Source organism: Bifidobacterium sp. LH_416, assembly GCF_056357055.1.
This window is the reverse complement of sequence record NZ_JBKEVJ010000005.1, coordinates 135371-154135: the sequence shown is the minus strand read 5'-3', so window position 1 is coordinate 154135 and position 18765 is coordinate 135371. Positions and strand designations below refer to the sequence as shown.

Annotated in this window: 20 protein-coding genes and 2 tRNA genes; 8 read left to right on the top strand and 14 right to left on the bottom strand. The window is 56.4% G+C overall.

Annotated elements, in window-relative coordinates:
• Positions 1-122: 122 nt before the first annotated feature.
• Positions 123-800 (top strand): nucleoside/nucleotide kinase family protein, encoded by a 678-nt coding sequence (locus AC1AY0_RS10240; RefSeq protein WP_476523994.1) that lies wholly within the window; start codon positions 123-125, stop codon positions 798-800.
• Between the two features lie 127 nt (positions 801-927).
• Here the strand turns inward: AC1AY0_RS10240 and AC1AY0_RS10235 are convergent, their stop codons facing one another.
• From AC1AY0_RS10235 to coaD, 9 genes are all read right to left on the bottom strand, one after another.
• Entirely contained in the window at positions 928-1359 is a 432-nt protein-coding gene (locus AC1AY0_RS10235) for a PIN domain-containing protein (protein ID WP_476523992.1), read from the bottom strand.
• A 2-nt stretch (positions 1360-1361) separates the two neighbouring features.
• A complete protein-coding gene (locus AC1AY0_RS10230; RefSeq protein ID WP_476523991.1) occupies positions 1362-1640 on the bottom strand; it encodes a FitA-like ribbon-helix-helix domain-containing protein in 279 nt (92 codons plus the stop codon).
• A 163-nt stretch (positions 1641-1803) separates the two neighbouring features.
• Complete coding sequence (gene ilvN, locus AC1AY0_RS10225; RefSeq protein ID WP_033891554.1) at positions 1804-2358, bottom strand: acetolactate synthase small subunit; 555 nt, start codon at positions 2356-2358, stop codon at positions 1804-1806.
• A gap of 16 nt (positions 2359-2374) precedes the next feature.
• Complete coding sequence (locus AC1AY0_RS10220) at positions 2375-4336, bottom strand: acetolactate synthase large subunit (protein WP_476523989.1); 1962 nt, start codon at positions 4334-4336, stop codon at positions 2375-2377.
• A 161-nt stretch (positions 4337-4497) separates the two neighbouring features.
• Entirely contained in the window at positions 4498-5271 is a 774-nt protein-coding gene (rnc, locus tag AC1AY0_RS10215; RefSeq protein WP_476523987.1) for a ribonuclease III, read from the bottom strand.
• Positions 5272-5381: 110 nt separating this feature from the next.
• Positions 5382-5576 (bottom strand): 50S ribosomal protein L32, encoded by a 195-nt coding sequence (gene rpmF / locus AC1AY0_RS10210; RefSeq protein ID WP_101625453.1) that lies wholly within the window; start codon positions 5574-5576, stop codon positions 5382-5384.
• Between the two features lie 102 nt (positions 5577-5678).
• Positions 5679-6305, bottom strand: coding sequence for a YceD family protein (locus tag AC1AY0_RS10205; RefSeq protein ID WP_476523985.1), 627 nt, complete (start codon positions 6303-6305; stop codon positions 5679-5681).
• A gap of 45 nt (positions 6306-6350) precedes the next feature.
• A complete protein-coding gene (locus AC1AY0_RS10200; protein WP_476523984.1) occupies positions 6351-7247 on the bottom strand; it encodes a DivIVA domain-containing protein in 897 nt (298 codons plus the stop codon).
• Between the two features lie 5 nt (positions 7248-7252).
• Complete coding sequence (gene coaD, locus AC1AY0_RS10195) at positions 7253-7753, bottom strand: pantetheine-phosphate adenylyltransferase (RefSeq protein ID WP_476523983.1); 501 nt, start codon at positions 7751-7753, stop codon at positions 7253-7255.
• A gap of 94 nt (positions 7754-7847) precedes the next feature.
• Between coaD and AC1AY0_RS10190 the strand changes: the two genes are divergently transcribed.
• Complete coding sequence (locus AC1AY0_RS10190) at positions 7848-8126, top strand: DUF3039 domain-containing protein (RefSeq protein WP_476523982.1); 279 nt, start codon at positions 7848-7850, stop codon at positions 8124-8126.
• 197 nt (positions 8127-8323) lie between these two features.
• Here the strand turns inward: AC1AY0_RS10190 and AC1AY0_RS10185 are convergent, their stop codons facing one another.
• Positions 8324-9334: an aldo/keto reductase gene (locus tag AC1AY0_RS10185; RefSeq protein ID WP_476523980.1), complete on the bottom strand. Its 1011-nt coding sequence runs from the start codon at positions 9332-9334 to the stop codon at positions 8324-8326.
• 167 nt (positions 9335-9501) lie between these two features.
• On the opposite strand from AC1AY0_RS10185, the gene AC1AY0_RS10180 reads away from it, so the two are divergent.
• Positions 9502-9930, top strand: coding sequence for a MerR family transcriptional regulator (locus AC1AY0_RS10180; RefSeq protein WP_476523979.1), 429 nt, complete (start codon positions 9502-9504; stop codon positions 9928-9930).
• 6 nt (positions 9931-9936) lie between these two features.
• Here AC1AY0_RS10180 and AC1AY0_RS10175 read toward each other — a convergent pair whose 3' ends face one another.
• On the bottom strand, positions 9937-11265 hold the full coding sequence (locus AC1AY0_RS10175) for a nicotinate phosphoribosyltransferase (RefSeq protein WP_476523977.1): 1329 nt from the start codon (positions 11263-11265) through the stop codon (positions 9937-9939).
• Between the two features lie 219 nt (positions 11266-11484).
• Between AC1AY0_RS10175 and AC1AY0_RS10170 the strand changes: the two genes are divergently transcribed.
• From AC1AY0_RS10170 to AC1AY0_RS10160, 3 genes are all read left to right on the top strand, one after another.
• A complete protein-coding gene (locus AC1AY0_RS10170; protein ID WP_476523976.1) occupies positions 11485-12111 on the top strand; it encodes a Pr6Pr family membrane protein in 627 nt (208 codons plus the stop codon).
• 47 nt (positions 12112-12158) lie between these two features.
• Positions 12159-12923, top strand: a complete 765-nt coding sequence (gene rph, locus AC1AY0_RS10165) for a ribonuclease PH (protein WP_476523975.1) — start codon at positions 12159-12161, stop codon at positions 12921-12923.
• A gap of 75 nt (positions 12924-12998) precedes the next feature.
• The gene (locus tag AC1AY0_RS10160) at positions 12999-13730 is read left to right on the top strand and encodes a non-canonical purine NTP pyrophosphatase (protein WP_476523973.1); all 732 of its coding nucleotides are present in this window, start codon (positions 12999-13001) and stop codon (positions 13728-13730) included.
• An 88-nt stretch (positions 13731-13818) separates the two neighbouring features.
• Here AC1AY0_RS10160 and AC1AY0_RS10155 read toward each other — a convergent pair whose 3' ends face one another.
• The 3 genes from AC1AY0_RS10155 to AC1AY0_RS10145 form a co-directional block, all read right to left on the bottom strand.
• On the bottom strand, positions 13819-14820 hold the full coding sequence (locus tag AC1AY0_RS10155; RefSeq protein ID WP_476523972.1) for an AEC family transporter: 1002 nt from the start codon (positions 14818-14820) through the stop codon (positions 13819-13821).
• A 465-nt stretch (positions 14821-15285) separates the two neighbouring features.
• Positions 15286-15366, bottom strand: a tRNA-Leu gene (locus AC1AY0_RS10150).
• A 94-nt stretch (positions 15367-15460) separates the two neighbouring features.
• Positions 15461-15533: transfer RNA gene (locus tag AC1AY0_RS10145), tRNA-Thr, on the bottom strand.
• A 378-nt stretch (positions 15534-15911) separates the two neighbouring features.
• On the opposite strand from AC1AY0_RS10145, the gene pgi reads away from it, so the two are divergent.
• Together pgi and AC1AY0_RS10135 are read left to right on the top strand one after the other, a co-directional pair.
• Complete coding sequence (gene pgi, locus AC1AY0_RS10140) at positions 15912-17612, top strand: glucose-6-phosphate isomerase (RefSeq protein ID WP_476523970.1); 1701 nt, start codon at positions 15912-15914, stop codon at positions 17610-17612.
• A 198-nt stretch (positions 17613-17810) separates the two neighbouring features.
• The gene (locus AC1AY0_RS10135; protein ID WP_207553084.1) at positions 17811-18719 is read left to right on the top strand and encodes a DUF362 domain-containing protein; all 909 of its coding nucleotides are present in this window, start codon (positions 17811-17813) and stop codon (positions 18717-18719) included.
• The last annotated feature ends 46 nt before the right edge of the window (positions 18720-18765 follow it).

Sequence of the window (18765 nt, the reverse complement as noted above, 5' to 3'; positions counted from 1 at the left end):
CTATGGTAAAGTTATGTATACAAGGAAAACGAATAGCAGTGATGCAGACGTTTATTCCAGCTCGCTGAAGAGTGTGGCGGCATGATTCGGCAAGAAGTTAGGTTTCATAGAAGGAGACGACAATGATGGTCAATATCGCAAATCTTGAAGAAGCCAAGGCTCGCGTAGCGCAGCTGCTTGCAGGCAACGAACGAGTGATTCTCGGCATTGTGGGCGCTCCAGGTGCTGGCAAGTCTACGCTGGCCCAGCTGCTCGCTGAGGCTTTTGAAGATGGCAGTGCGGCAGATGTTGAACAGCCGGTAGATCATTTTGCGGCCTGGGTGCCGATGGATGGTTATCATCTGGCGGATGTGGAGCTGAAGCGACTGGGCCGTTTGCAGCGCAAGGGCGCTATTGATACATTCGACGCTCGTGGTTATCGTTCTCTACTGCAGCGCATCCACAATGGCGAAGATGGTGTGATTTACGCGCCAATGTTCGAACGTGACTTGGAGCAGCCTCTGGCCGGCGCTATTCCGGTGTTCCCTTGGACTCGACTGGTAGTGACAGAAGGCAACTACCTGCTTGACGAAGCGGATGCGTGGAAAGATGTGCATGCCGCCATGACCGAAGTCTGGTATGTCGATGTTGACGATGATCTGCGCCGCGAGCGCTTGGTCGAACGCCATATTCGATTCGGCAAGGCTCCGGAGCAAGCGCGAAAGTGGGTTATGGAAGTTGATGAGCTCAATGCGCAGCGCATCGCTGCATGCCGTGACCGCGCTGACGCCACCGTTGAGCTCCCGCCACTGGATCTCTGATTGTGGCGTGCTGTGCAGAGTGTGCGATTCGTGCCCTGCGCGGCTCTAAACTTCGCGTGCATAGTGTTTCTCTGGGAAGAGCCGGTTCATGTCACATTGTTGTGGCACGGACCGGCCCTTTCCGTGCTTATGAGGCAGCCTTCTCGTACTCCCAGGGGTTGATGAGATCCACGCCGGTTCCTTCGAAATCCTTGATGCTGCGTGTGGCCACAGTTGCGCCGTAAGAACGGGCGATTGCTGCGATCATTGCATCCTGTTCGCTGATTGGTTGCCCTATTTTTTGTCGATATGCTTTTATCTGCGCGTAGTATGTTGCGGCGATGTTGTCGAATGGCAGTATTCGTGATGATAAAGGGGTGAGTTGTTTGTCAATCAGTAGTGCGGTCGCATCCTTTCGCTTGCCTTGAGGCATGCGAGCAAGACCAAAAAGTAGTTCGCCGACTGAGATGGCGGTAATGGCAAAATCATCGTCGGTAAACTGCTCATACCAGGCTAGTACATGCTTATCGGCGGTGTCTTTCATGAGTTCGCTGAACAGATTGGTGTCTTGAACGATCATAATTACTCAAATTCAATTGGTGGTCGTTCGTTCCCTATCGTTCGTTCCGGTAAGGGAAACTCTCCCTCGGCAAGCCCTTCGATACCTTCATCTTCCATGAATTGACGAAGTGCGAGTGCAAAATTCGTCTTTTGAGCACTGCGATGCGCTACTGTCTTGGCCAGCCAGTCTTCAAGGATGGACCGCGCTTCTGCTTCCATGGATCGATTGTGTTCCTCGGCAATCTGCTTGAGTTGTTGAATCTGCTCATCAGGAATTTTACGAATAGTCAGTGTGGCCATGGTGGTCTCCTTTCCATTGTTTGCTAGCATAATGCTAGCAAACAATGCTGTCATAATGCATGCATGAGCAGTGTCTCTGCACAAGTTCGACATATACGAATACAGGGCGGGTATACGTACTTCTACGCATACCCGCCCTGTAATTGAAGGCTTAAAGCTGAGCTCAGCGACCGGTCACTTCGGAGCCAATCACCTTTTCGCTCAGTGCGCGCGGACCGCGCGTTACGGCCACAGCACCGGAGCGAACCAGCTCGATAACACCGTAATGCTCAAGCAGACCAAGCAATGCATCGATCTTGCCTTCAGCACCGGTAGCCTCGATAGTCAGCGACTCCGGGTTCACATCCACCACGCGTACACGGAACAGACGAACGATTTCCAACACATCAGAACGGTTGGACTGGTTTGCTGCCACCTTGATAAGCACCAGTTCGCGCTCCACGGTGGAGTTCGGGTCGAGCTCCACAATCTTGAGCACGTGCAGCAGCTTGTTAAGCTGCTTGATGATTTGCTCCAGCGGCACAGCTTCCACATCAGCGGTTACCGTCACGCGGGAGATGTCCGGACGCTCGGTGGGGGAGACGGACAGGGAATTGATGTTGAACGCGCGGCGGGCGAACAAGCCAGCGATGCGGGCCAGCACACCCGGGCGGTTCTCCACCAGCACGGACAGGGTATGACGCTCAGAACCGGGCTGGGATGCAGGATAAATAGCCATCGTAAATCTTCTCCCCTCAGTGCTCGTTCACAGCGGAATCAGCAGAGTCAGCAGAGTCATCGGAATCGGCAGCACCGGTTCCCGGAGCCGGCGTGCCACCAATCAGCGGCTTAATGCCAGGCATATACGTCACCTCATCATTCGAAGCACCAGCGGCAACCATCGGCCAGACCATAGCATCCTTCCACACGCGGAAGTCAATCAGCACCGGACGGTCGTTGATTTCGTTGGCCTTCTTGATGGCGGCAATAGCCTCATCCTTAGTAAAGGCACGGATACCCACGCAGCCGTACGCTTCAGCCAGCTTGATGAAGTCCGGAACTTCAATCGGCGCCTCACCAGAGGTCAGCTGAGCCTCACCGTCGGTACCGTGTGCCTCGCCATCCTTCAGGTTGGTCTGAGAATAGTGGTGATCGTAGAACAGGGTCTGCCATTGGCGAACCATGCCATACACGGAGTTGTTCAAAATAGCGATCTTCACCGGAGCGTGATCCAGGAAAGCGGCGGCCAGTTCTTCGGAAGTCATCTGGAAAGAACCATCGCCATCAATCAGCCACACCGGCTTCTTGCCGTCGAATTCGCGAGCGGAACCCACGGAAGCGCCGATTGCTGCCGGCAGACCATAGCCCATCGTGCCCAGACCGCCGGAAGAGATCCAGGAGTGCTGGTTTTCAAAATCGATGAACTGAGAAGCCCACATCTGGTGCTGGCCCACGCCGGTCACCCAAATCGTAGACGGATCAGCCAGCTCGGAAAGCTGCTTGATCACCCACTGCGGAGCCAAGGAGCCATCGGTCGGCTCATCCCAAGTCATCGGGTACTTTTCGCGCCAGCCATCAATAGCATCCCACCATGGCTTCAGATTCGGCTTGCCTTGGATGGCCTGCGTACGTTCGATTTCCGGAATCAAATCATCCAGAACCGTAGCCACATCGCCCACAATCGGCACATCCGGCTGACGGTTCTTACCGATCTCAGCCGGATCAATATCGATATGAATCACGCGAGCGGTCGGGGCGAATGCCTCAAGCTTGCCGGTCACACGATCATCGAAACGGGCACCGATGGCCACGAGCAGATCAGCGCGCTGCACAGCGCCAGTGGCTGCAATCGTGCCATGCATACCGAGCATACCGAGGTTCTTCGGATCGGTATCCGGAATAATGCCGCGGGCAGGCAGGGTGGTTACCACAGGAGCGCCAGTCACATCAGCCAAAGCCTTAACCTGAGCGCCAGCGTTGGAGCGAGCTGCGCCGCCGCCCACATACAGCACCGGGCGGTACGACTTGGAGAACAGTTTCGCAGCGTCGGACAGCACACGGCCGTGCGCCTTGGTAGTGGGGTTGTAGCCGGGCAGAATCATGCGCTGCGGCCAGGAATAGTACATCTCGCCGGTTTGGGCGGTCTTGGTCAAATCCACCACCACAGGGCCGGGGCGGCCGGTGCTGGCGATGTGATACGCCTCGGAAAGCACGCGCGGAATATCCTGTGCGCGGGTCACCAGGAAGGAATGCTTGGACACCGGGTAGGTGATGCCAACAATATCGGCCTCCTGGAAGGCGTCGGTGCCGATGGCCTGCACGCCCACCTGGCCGGTGATCACCACCATCGGCACGGAATCCATGTTGGCGTCCGCAATGGCAGTGACCACATTGGTGGCACCTGGGCCGGACGTCACGATGCACACGCCCACCTTGCCGGTGGCCAGCGCGTAGCCCTCAGCGGCATGGCCGGCTGCCTGCTCATGACGCATCAGCACGAAACGGAACTTCGTGCTGCCTTCCTTGATCTGGTGATACACCGGCAGAATCGCGCCACCCGGAATACCGAAGACGTCCTCAACGCCCAGGTCTTCCAGTGAACGAACCAGCGCTTCGGCGCCAGTCATCTTCTCGCCGTCGATAATGGTCTGCTTGTCCGTGGCCGCAGTGGTTTTGGGCACACCGCTGAAAGCCTGCAAAGGCGTGGGTAAAGCCATGATTCCTCTCACCTCATAAAGTACCGCGTCGACCCATCCAGCTGTGGGGTAAAGCTAGGGGCGCGCCCGTATGATTCAGCCGATGGGCTGGGCTTGTGGCTCAGCATGCGGCTTACCGCTCATGTTGTGGTATCAGTCTATTCGTTAAACCGACAGAGAGCCTACTTAGTCCGCTTCTTGAGAGTGTTATGCTGCTGATCCAGCGTCTTCCAGCCGGCTTCCGCAGCCGCTAGCTGAGCCTTGCGCTTGCTGGAACCCTTGCCGATACCGATAATCTGGGCATCGTCTCCCAAGGTGACCTTGGCGGTGAAGATCTGCGCGTACTCCGGCCCGGAAACCTCCATGTGGTACACCGGCTCGGGCTTGCCAAGCTCGTGAGCCTTAACGGTCAGCGAGGTTTTCCAATCCAGTGCCGGGCCTTCAGTAGCCACTTCGGCGAGCGTATCGTCGATAAGGCGATGCACTACCTTGCGGGCCTCATCAATGCCGTGCTCCAGGAACGTGGCGCCAATCAGCGATTCCACAATGTCGCACAGAATAGAGTTCTTCTGTGCGCCGCCCTGCTCGGCCTCACCATGGCCCAACAGAATGTAGGGACCAACCTTGAGCTTGGTTTTGGCAATAGCACTCAACGCATCCTCGGACACAGCCTTGGCGCGCATCTTAGCCAGTTGGCCCTCGGTCATATCCGGGTGGATCTTGAACAGGGTTTCGGTAGAAACCAGTTCCAAGACTGCGTCTCCCAGGAATTCGAGACGCTCATAGTTCAATGCCCCCGGATTCTCGTGGGAGAAAGAACGATGGGTAAGAGCCTGCACCAGCAAATCAGGGCTGATAGTGGTGCCCAGTGCTTCCAGAAGTTCGCTGGCTGGAGCGTTGCTGGCGTCGTCTTGTTTACTGACGCGGACGTGATGTTCGGCCGATGATTCAGTCATAGTGAATGCGCAATCCTTCGCTATTAGCTATTAGAGCTATGAGGAGCCGGTATGCGAAGACCCTGCCACCCGTCGATGGCAGGGTCTTCTTTAAGCCGTTATCTCAGGACTCACTTGGTGTGAGCCGGCTGGATGGCGGAGCGGTAGGTGCGGCCGCGGTAGTTGCCGCATGCCGGGCAAGCCATGTGCGGCAGAGCCGGAGCGCCACAGTTCGGGCAGCTCACGGTCGCAGCAGCGGTGGCCTTCCAGTTCGCGCGACGCGAGTGCGTGTTGGCGCGAGAGGTCTTGTACTTAGGCAGTGCCATTTGAGTATCCTCTGTTTCGTTCGAACAATTGAGCTTAAGCGTCCGTTATCTTAACGCAGGGCTCGTACAAACGCCAAACACGCCTTGCCGCTGTGTTGCGTGTCACTCGCCCTGCTGGGCCTCAAGCTGGGCTTTCAACGCGGCCAAACCGGCGAAACGAATATCCGTGGTGTCGTGGTGATGATCCGGCTCTTCGTTCAAATCCACGCCGCACTGCGAGCACAAGCCCTTGCAATCCGGCTTGCACAGCGGCTGCAGCGGAAGGGACTCCACCAGCGTGTCGCGAATCATCGCCTCGATATCGGCAAAAGCACCATTTTCCAGCAGCGGATACGTGTCTTCAGACTCGTCTTCACCGGCGAAAATCTCGACTTCCTCATCCTTGCTGGTCTTGCCGCCTTTGCCATTGCGGCCGGCATGCTTGTCTGCAGCGGATTCATAAGGGAAGAACACGGTGACGTTCACCGGCCAATCCTCATCAATCGGCTTCAAGCAGCGGGTGCATTCGCTTTTGAACGGGGCAACCAGCTTGCCGGTAAAAATCAAACCGTCCACAATCGAATCGAACTGACCGCGGACGTGTACCGGCTCGCCTTCCTTGATGCCGACGATATTGTCTCCAATGCCGCTCGGCGCAGGGAAATCCGCATCAATCGACTTGGATTGGCCTGCTCGGGAGGCGATTTGCGCCACCGGAATAGCCCACGGGGAATCCTCAACTCGTGCCATATACGTATATGCCTTTCGTCTGTTGTGCGCTACGCGTTACTGTGCTTACTGCGCTTCAGGATAATCATTCAGCGTGATGTTCGGCATCTTTTCAGCCGCCGCACGCTGCCGTTCATTGAGCACGTTAAGCCCGGCCTGCACGTCTTGGTTGAGCTTGGTGAGCTGCTGGGACAGGCCTTCCATCACTGTGGTGCAGTACTGATCCGCGCCTTGAGTAAGGTGATCCGACTTGTTTTGCGCCTGATCGAGAATCGCACGCGCCTTCTGGCGAGCCAGTTCGGTCACGTTCTCCTGACCTGCCAGGAACTGTGCCTGCTCGTTGGCTTCCTTGATCATGTCTGCCGCGCGGCTTTGAGCTGAAGCCACCACAGCATTGGCCTGCGTTTGCGCCGATTCCAGGCGGCGCTCGGCCTCGCGCATCAGCGCGGACGCGCGCTCCAACTGCACGGGCAGCAGTTTCTTCAACTCGTTGAGCTGTGCGGTGAACTCATCGCGGTCCACGCGAACTGTGCCGGGCATAAAAATACTGGTTTTGGCTTCAGCGAGCATGGCGTCGAGCTGATCGATGACGTCATACACGGTGGTGAATTCCTCGCGGCTTTTCTCCGTGGGGGAATCCGGGTCCAGTGTGGAACGCAGATCCGGTAATTCATTCATATTGAAGTTACGCGGTTTGCTGCTTGCGGTTGCAGTGTTCGGCGCATCTGCGGCGGCTGTCTTCGCAGCGTAGTTCTCGCGTGGTGCTTGCGAGGTGGCAGAAGGCATCACGACGGATGCGGCTTCGGTCGGTGCAGGCGGCTCGTAATCGCCGGCAGCAGATGCGGCGGTTGCAGCAGGCGCAGCAGACACACCTGCGGTGGGTGCTGGCGGAGTCGGCACGTCGTTGACCGGCGAGGCAGGTTGGGTTAAATCAACATATCCGGTTGGGTGATCGTCACTCATGGTCATTAGTCCTTCTTCTGACTTTCCTTAGCCAAAGCCTCAGCGAGCATAGGAACTACGCAATCGGGCACCATGCCGGTTACGTCGCCGCCATGCCGGGCCACATCTTTGACAATGGAACTGGAGATGTGCTCAAGAATCGGGTCTGCCGGAAGGAACAGGGTCTCAATACCGGCGAGCTTGCGGTTGACCAAGGCCATGCCCAGCTCGGCTTCATAATCACCGTTCTGTCGCAGACCTTTCACGATGACGCTCGCGCCAACCTTTTTGCAATAGTCGGTGATGAGGCCTTCGGTGGAGGAAACAATAACGTTGGTGCAGCCGGCCTGTTCTAAGGCGTGGCGGATCACTTCAACTCTGGTGGCTTCGGGAAACATCGGTGTTTTCGCGGCGTTGACGGCCACCACCACGTGAACCTCGTCAAAAAATCGCGCCGAGCGCTCGATTACATCCAAGTGGCCGGCTGTCACGGGGTCAAACGAGCCGGGGCATACTGCGATAGTCATGACTTCTAGACTACATCGTTTGGCGGGCTTGAGCGTGCCGACTCCAGGCCATCTATGATGGAGTGCAGATAACTACTGCAGAAAGAAGTACGTCATGTATATGGATGATGCTGAACCGTTGAGGAACCCTGATCAGTCTGCCGGAACTTCGGTACTGGAGCGTCCGAAGGTTGAGGAGTCGCCGGTTCGTGACGATGGTGGTGACGCTGATCGATTCGCCCACTATGTTTCCCGCGATCGCATTGCCGAATCTCGCGCTACGGGCCGTCCGGTGGTTGCCCTGTGCGGCAAGGTGTGGGTGCCGAAGCACGACCCATCCAAGTACCCGGTTTGCCCGGATTGCAAGCGCATCTATGACGAAATGATGGCGTAACGCTGCCCTGCTCACGGCAGCATCGGCGCACATTACGGGCTGAAATAGACGTTTTCTGCAATTCGCAGCGCCAAATAGACGTTTTGAGTATCTGATTTGTCCTATTTGGCGCTGCGAATTGTTGTTTTCGTCCATTTCAGCCCGTGTTTTTACCTATGCGTGGGTGCATAGGGGCGTTTGGAGCGAGGGTAGGGGGCTCAGCGGGCCGAAATCTCGTCGATCAGTTTGAGCTCCTCGTCGCTGAAGTGCGTGTTCCTCAGTGCGCCGATGTTGTCCAGGATTTGCTGCGGCTTGGAAGCGCCTGCCAGCACGGAGGTCACCTTGCCATCGTGCAGCAGCCAGGCCAGGCTCATTTCGGCGAGCGTCTGACCGCGCTCGGCTGCCAGATTGTTCAAATCCACCACCTGCTTATGCAGCTTGTCGGTGAGTGCGGCATCGCTGAGGAATCGCGGATCGTGAGCAATGCGGCTGTCTGCGGGAATACCGTTCAGATAGCGGTTGGTCAGCAAGCCTTGCTCCAGTGGGCTGAAGGTGATGAGGCCTTTGCCGAGCTGGTATGCGGTTTCCTTGAGACCGTTGCGCTCCACTGTGCGGTCGAAGATGTTGTACTTGTTCTGATTGATGATGAACGGCACGTGCAGTTCCTTAAGAATTGCGGCGGCCTTCTCCATGGTCGGGCCGTCGTAATTCGACAAGCCGACATACAGCGCCTTGCCGGAGTTCACAGCCTGTGCCAGTGCACCCATCGTCTCTTCGAGCGGGGTTTCCGGATCCGGGTGGTGATGGTAGAAAATGTCCACATAATCCAGACCGAGGCGTTCGAGGCTCTGATCAAGCGATGCGAGCAGATACTTGCGGCTGCCGAGGTCGCCGTACGGGCCCGCCCACATCTCATAGCCGGCTTTGGTGGAAATGACCAGTTCGTCGCGGTGATGCTGGAAATACTTGGCGAGCAGCAGGCCGCAGTTCTTTTCAGCTTGACCGGGTTCCGGGCCGTAATTGTTGGCCAGATCAAAGTGGGTAATGCCGTTGTCGAATGCGGTGAAGACCAGGGACTTCATCTGCTCGAACGGCGTAATATCGCCAAAGTTGTGCCAGAAACCAAGAGAGATGGCCGGCAGTTTCAGGCCGGAATTGCCGGCGCGATTGTAGGTCATCGTGTCATAGCGATGCGGGTTGGGGGAGTAGGTGGCAGTTGGTTCGAACATCGATATCTCCTGTTGTATGGTTCGTGTGCGTCGTTGCGTAGCCCAGACGTTTTGGGCATGCGTTCTGTTGTCGGTTATTATGGTTCCAGTTAAAGTGAACTTGAATGCAAATGCTGGGCGATACGTCGGCGTGTCGCACGGCTGGTGCAATCAGCGAGGGAGATGCAATGTCATACACGATTCGGCAAGTGGCCACACAATTTCATATGCAGCCATCAACACTGCGTTACTATGAAGACCAAGGATTGCTGACGAATGTTGGCCGCACAGAAACTGGGCAACGCATCTATGAACAGTGCCATATCGATCGATTGCGCGCGATCTGCTGCTTTAAGAATGCAGGCATGACCATCGATGACCTCAAGAAATTCTTCGTATACGAATCCAATGAGCCAGAGCATATTGACGAGATTCTGGAATTATTGGAGACGCGCCGCGAAGCATTGGACGAGCAGCGCCGCGCGCTCAATGAGGCAGCCATCCATGTGCAGCGCAAACTTCACTACTACGGCGATATCAAGCGTGCGATAGACGCGGGCGAGTCCTTGCCTGATTGGAAGAACTACAAAACCCGCGTCTACTCAATTGATTGCTGATCTGATTTACAGAACCGTGGTCTCCGTTGGAATCACCGGCTCACCCTTCATCAGGCTCTGTGCGGTAATCGGCAGCTCGGCCAATGCCTTAGCGCGATAATCGTGTGCAGCCATAATGGCGTCGTGCCCCTGCCACTGAGAGTCAATGCTGCCGTGGTCCACGAAGTCCACCAGCAAATCCTTCCATGAATCATCTGGCGTAAATTCGGCGAGCTTGTCTTCGGAGCCAGAAATTACATGCTCGGCCTCAGCCAGCGAGTACTCATACGAGCGGTACGCCAACTTGCGGCCCGGCACGGTGGCCTTATCCTTTGACTTCTTAGCCACCGGCTGCATCGTGCTATCCGCGCCCTCTCGCTCGGTGAGCTTATACACCATCGCGCATGTCGGTGCTCCGGAACCGGTGACGAGCATCGTGCCCACGCCATACGAGTCCACTGGCGCGGTTTGCAAAGCAGCCAGTGCATACTCATCCAAGTCATTGGTCACCGTAATCGTGGTGTTCGTAGCACCCAACGCATCCAGCTGATTACGTACACGCTGAGCCATTGCAGCCAAATCACCAGAATCAATGCGAATGCCGCCCAGCTCAGGGCCGGCCACTTCGACAGCAGTCTTGACAGCCTCCTCAATGTTGTAGGTATCCACCAACAGCGTGGTGTTCTTGCCCAGTGCGGCGATTTGCGATTCAAACGCGTCACGTTCGGAATCATGCACCAGCGTGAAGCAGTGAGCCGCAGTACCGATAGCCTTCAAACCGTACAGTTGAGCGGCGAGCAGGTTTGCAGTGCCCTTGAAACCACCCACTACAGCCGCGCGGGCGGCGGCAACAGCAGCCCATTCATTCGTGCGTCGGCCGCCCATATCCATGCAGGGGCGATCTTTTGCGGCAGACACCATGCGGGAAGCCGCAGAAGCCACCGCGGAATCATAATTAAGAATCGAAAGAATCAACGTTTCCAGCAGCGTGCACTCGCCGAACGTACCCTCAACCTGCAAAATAGGAGAGTTCGGGAAGAACATTTCGCCTTCGCGGTAGCCCTTGATGGAGCCGGAGAAGTGGAAGTTCTCCAGCCATGTGATGGTTTCCGGGCTGACCACATGCCGGTCGGCGAGGAATTTTAGATCCTCGTCGTCGAGATGGAAACGTTCGAGCTCGTCAAGAATGCGGCCGGTTCCAGCCACCACGCCATAGCGGCGGCCTTCGGGCAAATGCCGGGTGAACACTTCGAACACGCACTTGCGATTAGCGGTGCCATCTTTGAGTGAGGCATCGAGCATCGTGTATTCATACATATCGGTCATTAGAGCCGGTGAATAATCGACCATTGCCACGGCCTTTCTTGCGTTTTTCCTACTTATAGTTAATCTGACTATAAGTGTAGTCCTATGCTGCAGGATGCGGCGACGAATTCCGGGAATTGCGGCTTTTGAGGTGGGTGAAGTGGCTCATACCTGTGTGACGGGATTTGTTGATATGCGCTTTATTTCACGCACGGTGTTGAAATCTTGTCTGTCGCTGCGACTGCCAAACATGTGAGTACACTCGTCGATATGAGATTCATTGCGGCATTGTGGCGACTGGCCATTGCAGGATTCTGCTTCGTGGGCACATATGAGGCCTGGTCCAAACCGCAATATTGGGTCTACTTCACGTTCCAAACCGGCTTCGTGCTCGGCATCGTAATGCTCTGGGCAGGGGCGGCCACGTTGCTCAAAGGCATCCAACCGCCGGCCTGGCTCAAAGGATGCGTCACCTTATATGCCATTGTGACCGCGCTGGTGGCGTTCTTCCTCATGCCGCCCGACGATCCGGCGTACGTGCCTCAAGTGATCGGCATTATGACCAACACCATGCTGCACAAAATTGCGCCGATTATGGCCGTGATCGATTTTGTGCTCTTCGACCCACACCGCCGGTTCCGCTGGCACTACATGTTCTCGTGGCTACTGTATTTCCCTCTCTATTTGGCATTCGTGCTGATTCGCGCCGCACTCTGGCCAAATTCCGGCCCAGCCGCAGGCGGAAGTCCATACCCGTACGAGTTCATCAACCTGAATTCGCTCGGCTGGCAAGGATTTGCGGTGAGCTGCGGAAAATTAGCGATTGCATTCGTGGCGCTCGCATTCGTGGTATGGGTGGTGGACCGTGCATTGCCTAAGAAAGCGTTGCTTGGATAGGTGCGGCTCGCATCATTACGTGAACCGCGTGGCGTATGCTGGGCCTCATGGCTGAAATTAAAGATTTGCTTCCTTCCCATCAGATTATTCGTGCCGACGGTCGCGCTGTAGATGAGCTGCGCCCGGTGCGTATCACCCGTCATTTCACCGATGCTCCAGAAGGCTCGGTACTGATTGAATGTGGCAACACTCGCGTGATGTGCACCGCTACGTTCACTCCTGGCGTGCCGCGCTGGCGCAAGGATTCCGGACTCGGCTGGGTCACTGCGGAATACGCAATGCTGCCGCGCGCCACTGCCGAGCGCACTGATCGCGAGTCCGTCAAGGGCAAGCTTGGCGGCCGCACGATGGAAATTAGCCGACTTATCGGCCGCTGCCTGCGTGGCGTTGTGGATATGAAGGCTCTGGGTGAAAACCAGATTCAGCTGGATTGCGATGTGCTCCAGGCTGATGGCGGCACTCGCACCGCTTCCGTGACCGGTGCATACGTGGCTCTGGTGGATGCGGTCAACTGGGCTGAAAAGAACCATCACATCAAGTCCGCAGCCAAGGTGCTGAAGGATACGGTGTCCGCAGTATCCGTGGGCGTGATTAATGGCACGCCGATGCTGGATCTGCCGTACATTGAAGACAGCCAGGCCATGACCGATATGAACGTGGCCATGACTGGTTCCGGTGCATTCATCGAACTGCAGGGCACTGCAGAGCATCGCCCATTCACCCGCGCCGAGCTCGGCACCTTGCTTGACTTGGCTGAAAAGGGCAACAAGGAACTGCAGGCTGCTCAGCGCGCCGCTCTGGCCCTTGACTGAGCCGGGCTGAGCTGAGCTGGAACTGCTGGAACTTAGAACTCTAGGACTCTAGAGCTAAAGAACTAAAGGGGACTTATGAAACTTGTCGTCGCTACTCACAACGAAGGCAAACTCGTGGAAATCCGCCGCATTCTCGAAGAGGATCTTGGCGAAGCGGCAGCAGATATCGAACTGGTGTCTGCCGGCAGCCTGCACCTGCCTGATCCTGTGGAAACCGGCGTGACCTTTGAGGAGAACGCGCTGCTGAAGGCTCGCGATGTAGCCGAGCGCACAGGACTGCCCGCCATCGCAGATGACTCCGGTCTGATTGTGGATGTGATGGGTAATGCTCCTGGCATTCTTTCCGCTCGTTGGGCCGGTGCGCACGGTCACGACAAAGCCAACAATGCTTTGCTGCTCGCCCAGATTGAAGATATTCCGGATGATAAGCGCACTGCTCGGTTCCGCTGTGCAGCCGCACTGGTTGTGCCGGATACTGAAGCTGGCGTGGATGTGACCGGTGGAGCTCAGGCTGATAGCAATCCGGATGTTCCAGTTACCGGCCGTTACGCCATCAAATCTGAAGTAGTCAAACTTGGCGATATGGTCGGTCGCATTATTCGCAAGCCTCGCGGCGAGCATGGCTTTGGCTATGATCCGCTATTCGTGCCGGATGATCAGCCGGTTGGCCGCGCCAGCACCGAGCCTGATTACGAAGGCGAGTCGCTGACCAGCGCCGAAATGACGCCAGCCGAAAAGAACGCAATCTCCCACCGCGGCAAGGCCCTGAAGGCTTTGGTTCCGGACATCGAAGCATTGCTCGGCTGAGATAGCGTAAGAAATAACGTACGAAATAATTAAGGTCGGTATTCCTGCCATTCAGGAATACCGACCTTTTGTAATTAATAGCGATCAATCACACACCCATCAGCGCGTGCGCAATAGCCATTAATACCAGCGAAATCATGGCAGTTAAAGCCAACGAGAAGCCGGCGAGCTTAGCATTGCCGAGCACTTTATCCGTGAACAGCGTGGAGAAGATGGCAATCGGTGCCAGCGAGCAGATGACCGCCACCGCGCGAATCGAAGCGCTGAACGGCAGCAGGAACCAAGCGGCGCAAGCAAATGCGAGGCTAAATGGAATACGCCATGCCACAACGGCCAGCACCTCGCGAACATCATGCTTGGATTGCGGCAAATCCATCAACATACCCACCATCAGCATGGACACCAGTGCATTCGCGCCACTCAGCGGCTGGCAGAACGTGGCAATCCAGTCGGGGATATGCACATTGAAAATGGTGAGCACGATCATCAGAATGTACGTATCAAACGGAACCGAGCCGAGGAAGCTTTTGGCGATGGTGCGCAGCAGAGCGCGGCGGGCCAATCGCTTGGCATCGCGGTCTTTCGGCTTCTCATAGGGGAGTGTTGGGGCGGCGCCGGCGTGCTGCTCGGCGAGCGTTTTGCCGGGCTGAATATGCAGTAATTGTTGGGTGAGCACATTGGTGCCAGCGGCCACCATCACACAGTTACCAATATCGAACATGGCGGCCGGCACCACTGCACCCGCACCCCAGAACGATTGCACCACGGGGAAGCAGAAGCAGCCGAGGTTGAATCCGGCGCCGTTGAGCATCAGGAATGCGCGATCGGTCACATTGCGCTTGCGAGTGGCGATGAAAATACACACCACAGGAATCAGCGAACAGAAGAATGCGAATAAGGAAATCCACAGCAGTGAAATATCGTGCGGATTCGTGGCGAACGAGTAGATGATGGCGCCCGGCAGCACGATATTGAACTCAGCCGTTTGCAGTACGCGGTAATCCTTCTGGCCGAACAAGCCAAAGCGGCGGAACAGATAGCCGGCAAGAATAATCAGTAACAAACCAACTGGCGTAAGTATGGCAGACACAGCGCTCTCTCCCTCGCTTCGCGTACTGTTTCACTATCCTCGCCGTGCCGGACGTCATGCTGCAGCATGTTCGGAATTTCTCACACCGCGGACTGCTGAGTTGGGGTTGTGGGTGTAGTTGCTTGAAGCTGATTGATTTGAGCATCGGCCCTTGCGGACTGCTGGGGTGACCGTTTACGTCGTGGCAGTACTGACTAGGGTTTCTGACGTTGGCTGTAGGGTTTCCAACACTGACTGTCGGTTTTCCGACGTTGACTGTAGGGAATCCAACACCGACTGTAGGGAATCCAACGAAATATGTTGGAAAACCTACAGTCAATGTCAGAAACCCTACAGTTTGCGACAGAAAGCCGACAGTCAGTGTTGGAAACCCGACAGTCAAAGGTAAGACTGGATGGTGGTCTGGGATTGGTTTCGAGGATTGCGAACAGTCAGTTGAAGAAAAACAGGGTCAGAAGTATGAAGTGCGCGAGATGGGACTTGAACCCACACGTCAAAGACACAGGAACCTAAATCCTGCGCGTCTACCAATTCCGCCACTCGCGCATTGCGTACCGCTGGCCGTTTGCGCAACATATTTGCGCAACGCATACCGGCGATATGCAAAACCCTAGGCGGATGAACCGACCTAGGGTATTCGAGCCACTTGTCAGAATCGAACTGACGACCTGCTCATTACGAGTGAGCCGCTCTACCGACTGAGCTAAAGTGGCTTGTCTCGCGGAAAGCATTCGCTAACCGCGCACGAAATAATGAGTATAAGGCATGCTGTGGAAAAATGCCAATCGGTATGTGTCTTCAGTGATGTCGAGTTTATATTGCGGCAATGATGCTGCGGTTGGCTGAGATGGTGCGATGATTGATGTGATGTGCGATGGAGCGGCGCGAAACGCCGAGTCGTATGATTATTATGCGAGTGACCAAATGGTAGTTATGCGTTGATTTACTGCGCGAGCAACGTAGTTATGCTCTACGACACTGACTGTTTTTGTTCTGTTCATGTCCGAATTTGTGAGTATTCTGTTTGATGATACGGAGCACAACCGAACTGTGCGCGAGGATGCTCCAATCAACGAGGAAAGGACAATTCCATGGCAATCAATCCTCCTGTTGACGCCACCAAGACCCCTGCATGGGTTGCGTTGCAGAAGCACTATGACGAGCTTCAGGCCGAAGGCATCGACCTCAAGAAGTGGTTCGCTGAAGATCCCGACCGTGTCAAGGAGCTGAGCTTTGACGCAGGCGACCTGCACTTCGACCTGTCCAAGAACCTGATTAAGCCGGAGACCCTCCGCCTGTTCACCTTCCTCGCCGACGAGGTTAAGCTCGGCGACCGCATCAAGGCTATGTACACCGGCGTGCACATCAACAACACCGAAGACCGCGCTGTGCTGCACACCGCACTGCGTCGCCCGGTTGAGGATGAGGGCAAGTACATCGTTGACGGTCAGGACACCGTCAAGGACGTGCGCGAAGTGCTCGACCGCATCTACAAGTTCGCTGACGACGTTCGTTCAGGCAAGTGGACCGGTGTGACCGGCCGCAAGATTGAGACCGTGGTCAACATCGGCATCGGTGGTTCCGACCTGGGCCCCGTCATGGCATACGAAGCCCTGAAGCCATACGCTGACGCCGGCATCTCCGCACGTTACATCTCCAACATCGACCCGAACGATCTGGCTGAGAAGACCAAGGGCCTCGACCCGGAGACCACCCTGTTCATCATCGTTTCCAAGACCTTCACCACTCTGGAAACCCTGACCAACGCTCGCGAAGCCCGTACTTGGCTGCTCGAAGAGCTCGAGGCCAATGGTGCCATCGCTTCCGGCGACGCCGCTCAGCGCGCCGAAGCCATCAAGAAGCACTTCGTGGCCGTTTCCACCAACCTGGAGAAGGTTGAAGAGTTTGGCATTGATCCGGCCAACGCTTTCGGCTTCTGGAACTGGGTCGGCGGCCGTTACTCCGTCGACTCCGCTGTGGGCACCTCCCTGGCCGTGGTCTTCGGCCCGGCTCGTTTCGAGGAGTTCCTGCACGGCTTCCACGAGATCGACGAGTACTTCGCCAACACCCCGTTCGAGAAGAACGTTGTGGTGCTGCTCGGCATGCTGAACGTTTGGTACCGCAACTTCTTCAAGGCTGCCTCTCACGCTGTGCTGCCGTACGACCAGTACTTGCACCGCTTCCCGGCCTACCTGCAGCAGCTGACCATGGAGTCCAACGGCAAGTCCGTGCGTTGGGACGGCACCCCGGTCACCACCGAAACCGGTGAGATCTTCTGGGGCGAGCCGGGCACCAACGGCCAGCACGCCTTCTACCAGCTGATTCACCAGGGCACCCAGCTCATCCCGGCCGACTTCATCGCGTTCGTGAACACCCCGAACCCGACCAAGGATGGCGACCAGGACGTGCACGAGCTGTTCCTCGGCAACTACCTGGCTCAGACCAAGGCTCTCGCCTTCGGTAAGACCGCCGACGAAGTCCGCGCTGAGGGCACTCCGGAAGAGATCGTTCCGGCCCGTGTGTTCACCGGCAACCGTCCGACCACCTCCATCTTCGGCGTGGCTCTGACCCCGTTCGCACTTGGCGAGCTGATTGCTCTGTACGAGCACATCACCTTCGTTGAAGGCACCGTGTGGGGCCTCGACTCCTACGATCAGTGGGGCGTCGAGCTCGGCAAGCAGCTGGCTAAGCAGATCACCCCGGCCATCTCCAAGGATGACGATGCTCTCGCAGCTCAGGATGCTTCCACCCAGAGCCTGATCGAGTTCTACCGTAAGAACCGCGAGTTCTGATCTCCGCTTGCGCTTTAATCAGAACTCGCGATTCTTGCGACCGCAGCTGTGCTGTTTGGTGAGCAGTCTGGCGACTGCTCACGTCGCGAGTTCTGAGTTGAATTCTGACTAAGGCTTATCAAGCCCGGCAGTGTTATGCTGCCGGGCTTTTTATATGCGAGGTGTACCCTTGAAAGCACGGATGCAAGGAGGCATATTATGGAGGAAACGCATAATCACGACACCGATTACCCAATGGCCGCCAACGTGTATTTCACTCGAGATATCAGCCCGGCCGGCCTCATGCGCGTGTATGAGGCGCTTGGCGCTCGGCCTCAAGGCAAGGTAGCGGTCAAACTCAGCTCCGGCGAAGGCGGCAATACGCATTATCTGCAGCCGGCGCTTATCAAAGATTTGGTGCAGCATTTGAACGGCACCATCGTGGAATGCAACACCGCTTATCCCGGCACGCGAGACGTCAGCGAGCATCATTGGCAAACCATCAAAGACCACGGTTTCCTGGACATCGCCCCGTGCGACATCCAGGATGAGGAAGGCGAAATCACCATTCCTGTGGAAGGTGGTAAGCGAATCACCGGCGATATCGTCGGCTCCCACTTCCCGAACTACGACTACTACGCCGTGCTTTCCCACTTCAAAGGTCATATGATGGGCGGCTTCGGCGGTGCGCTCAAGAACATCTCCATCGGTATGGCTTCCTCAAACGGCAAGAAGCGCCTGCATTCCGGTCAGGATGAGATTCTGCCCAACCCGTTCAGCGGCGATCAGGACTCCTTCCTCGAAGCCATGGCGGAGGCGGCAACCGCCGTGTTCAACGCACTCAAAGGCAATATGCTCTTCATCAACGTGATGAACAACCTGTCCGTGGACTGCGATTGCGACGGCAACCCGCACCCGCCCGTTATGGCGGATATTGGCATCTGCGCCTCGCTCGACCCAGTAGCCGTGGATCAGGCTTGCGTGGACATGGTTTACGTGTCTCATGACAACAAAGAGCCGCTTATCGAACGCATCGAATCCCGCCACGGCATTCACACCATCGAACATGCCGTAGAAATGGGCCTCGGCTCGCGCGACTACCACCTCATCGACCTCGACCATCGTTAGTTGGTTTTCGTTGATTCTCGGCTTCTCTTGTCAGGGGAGCTGTCAC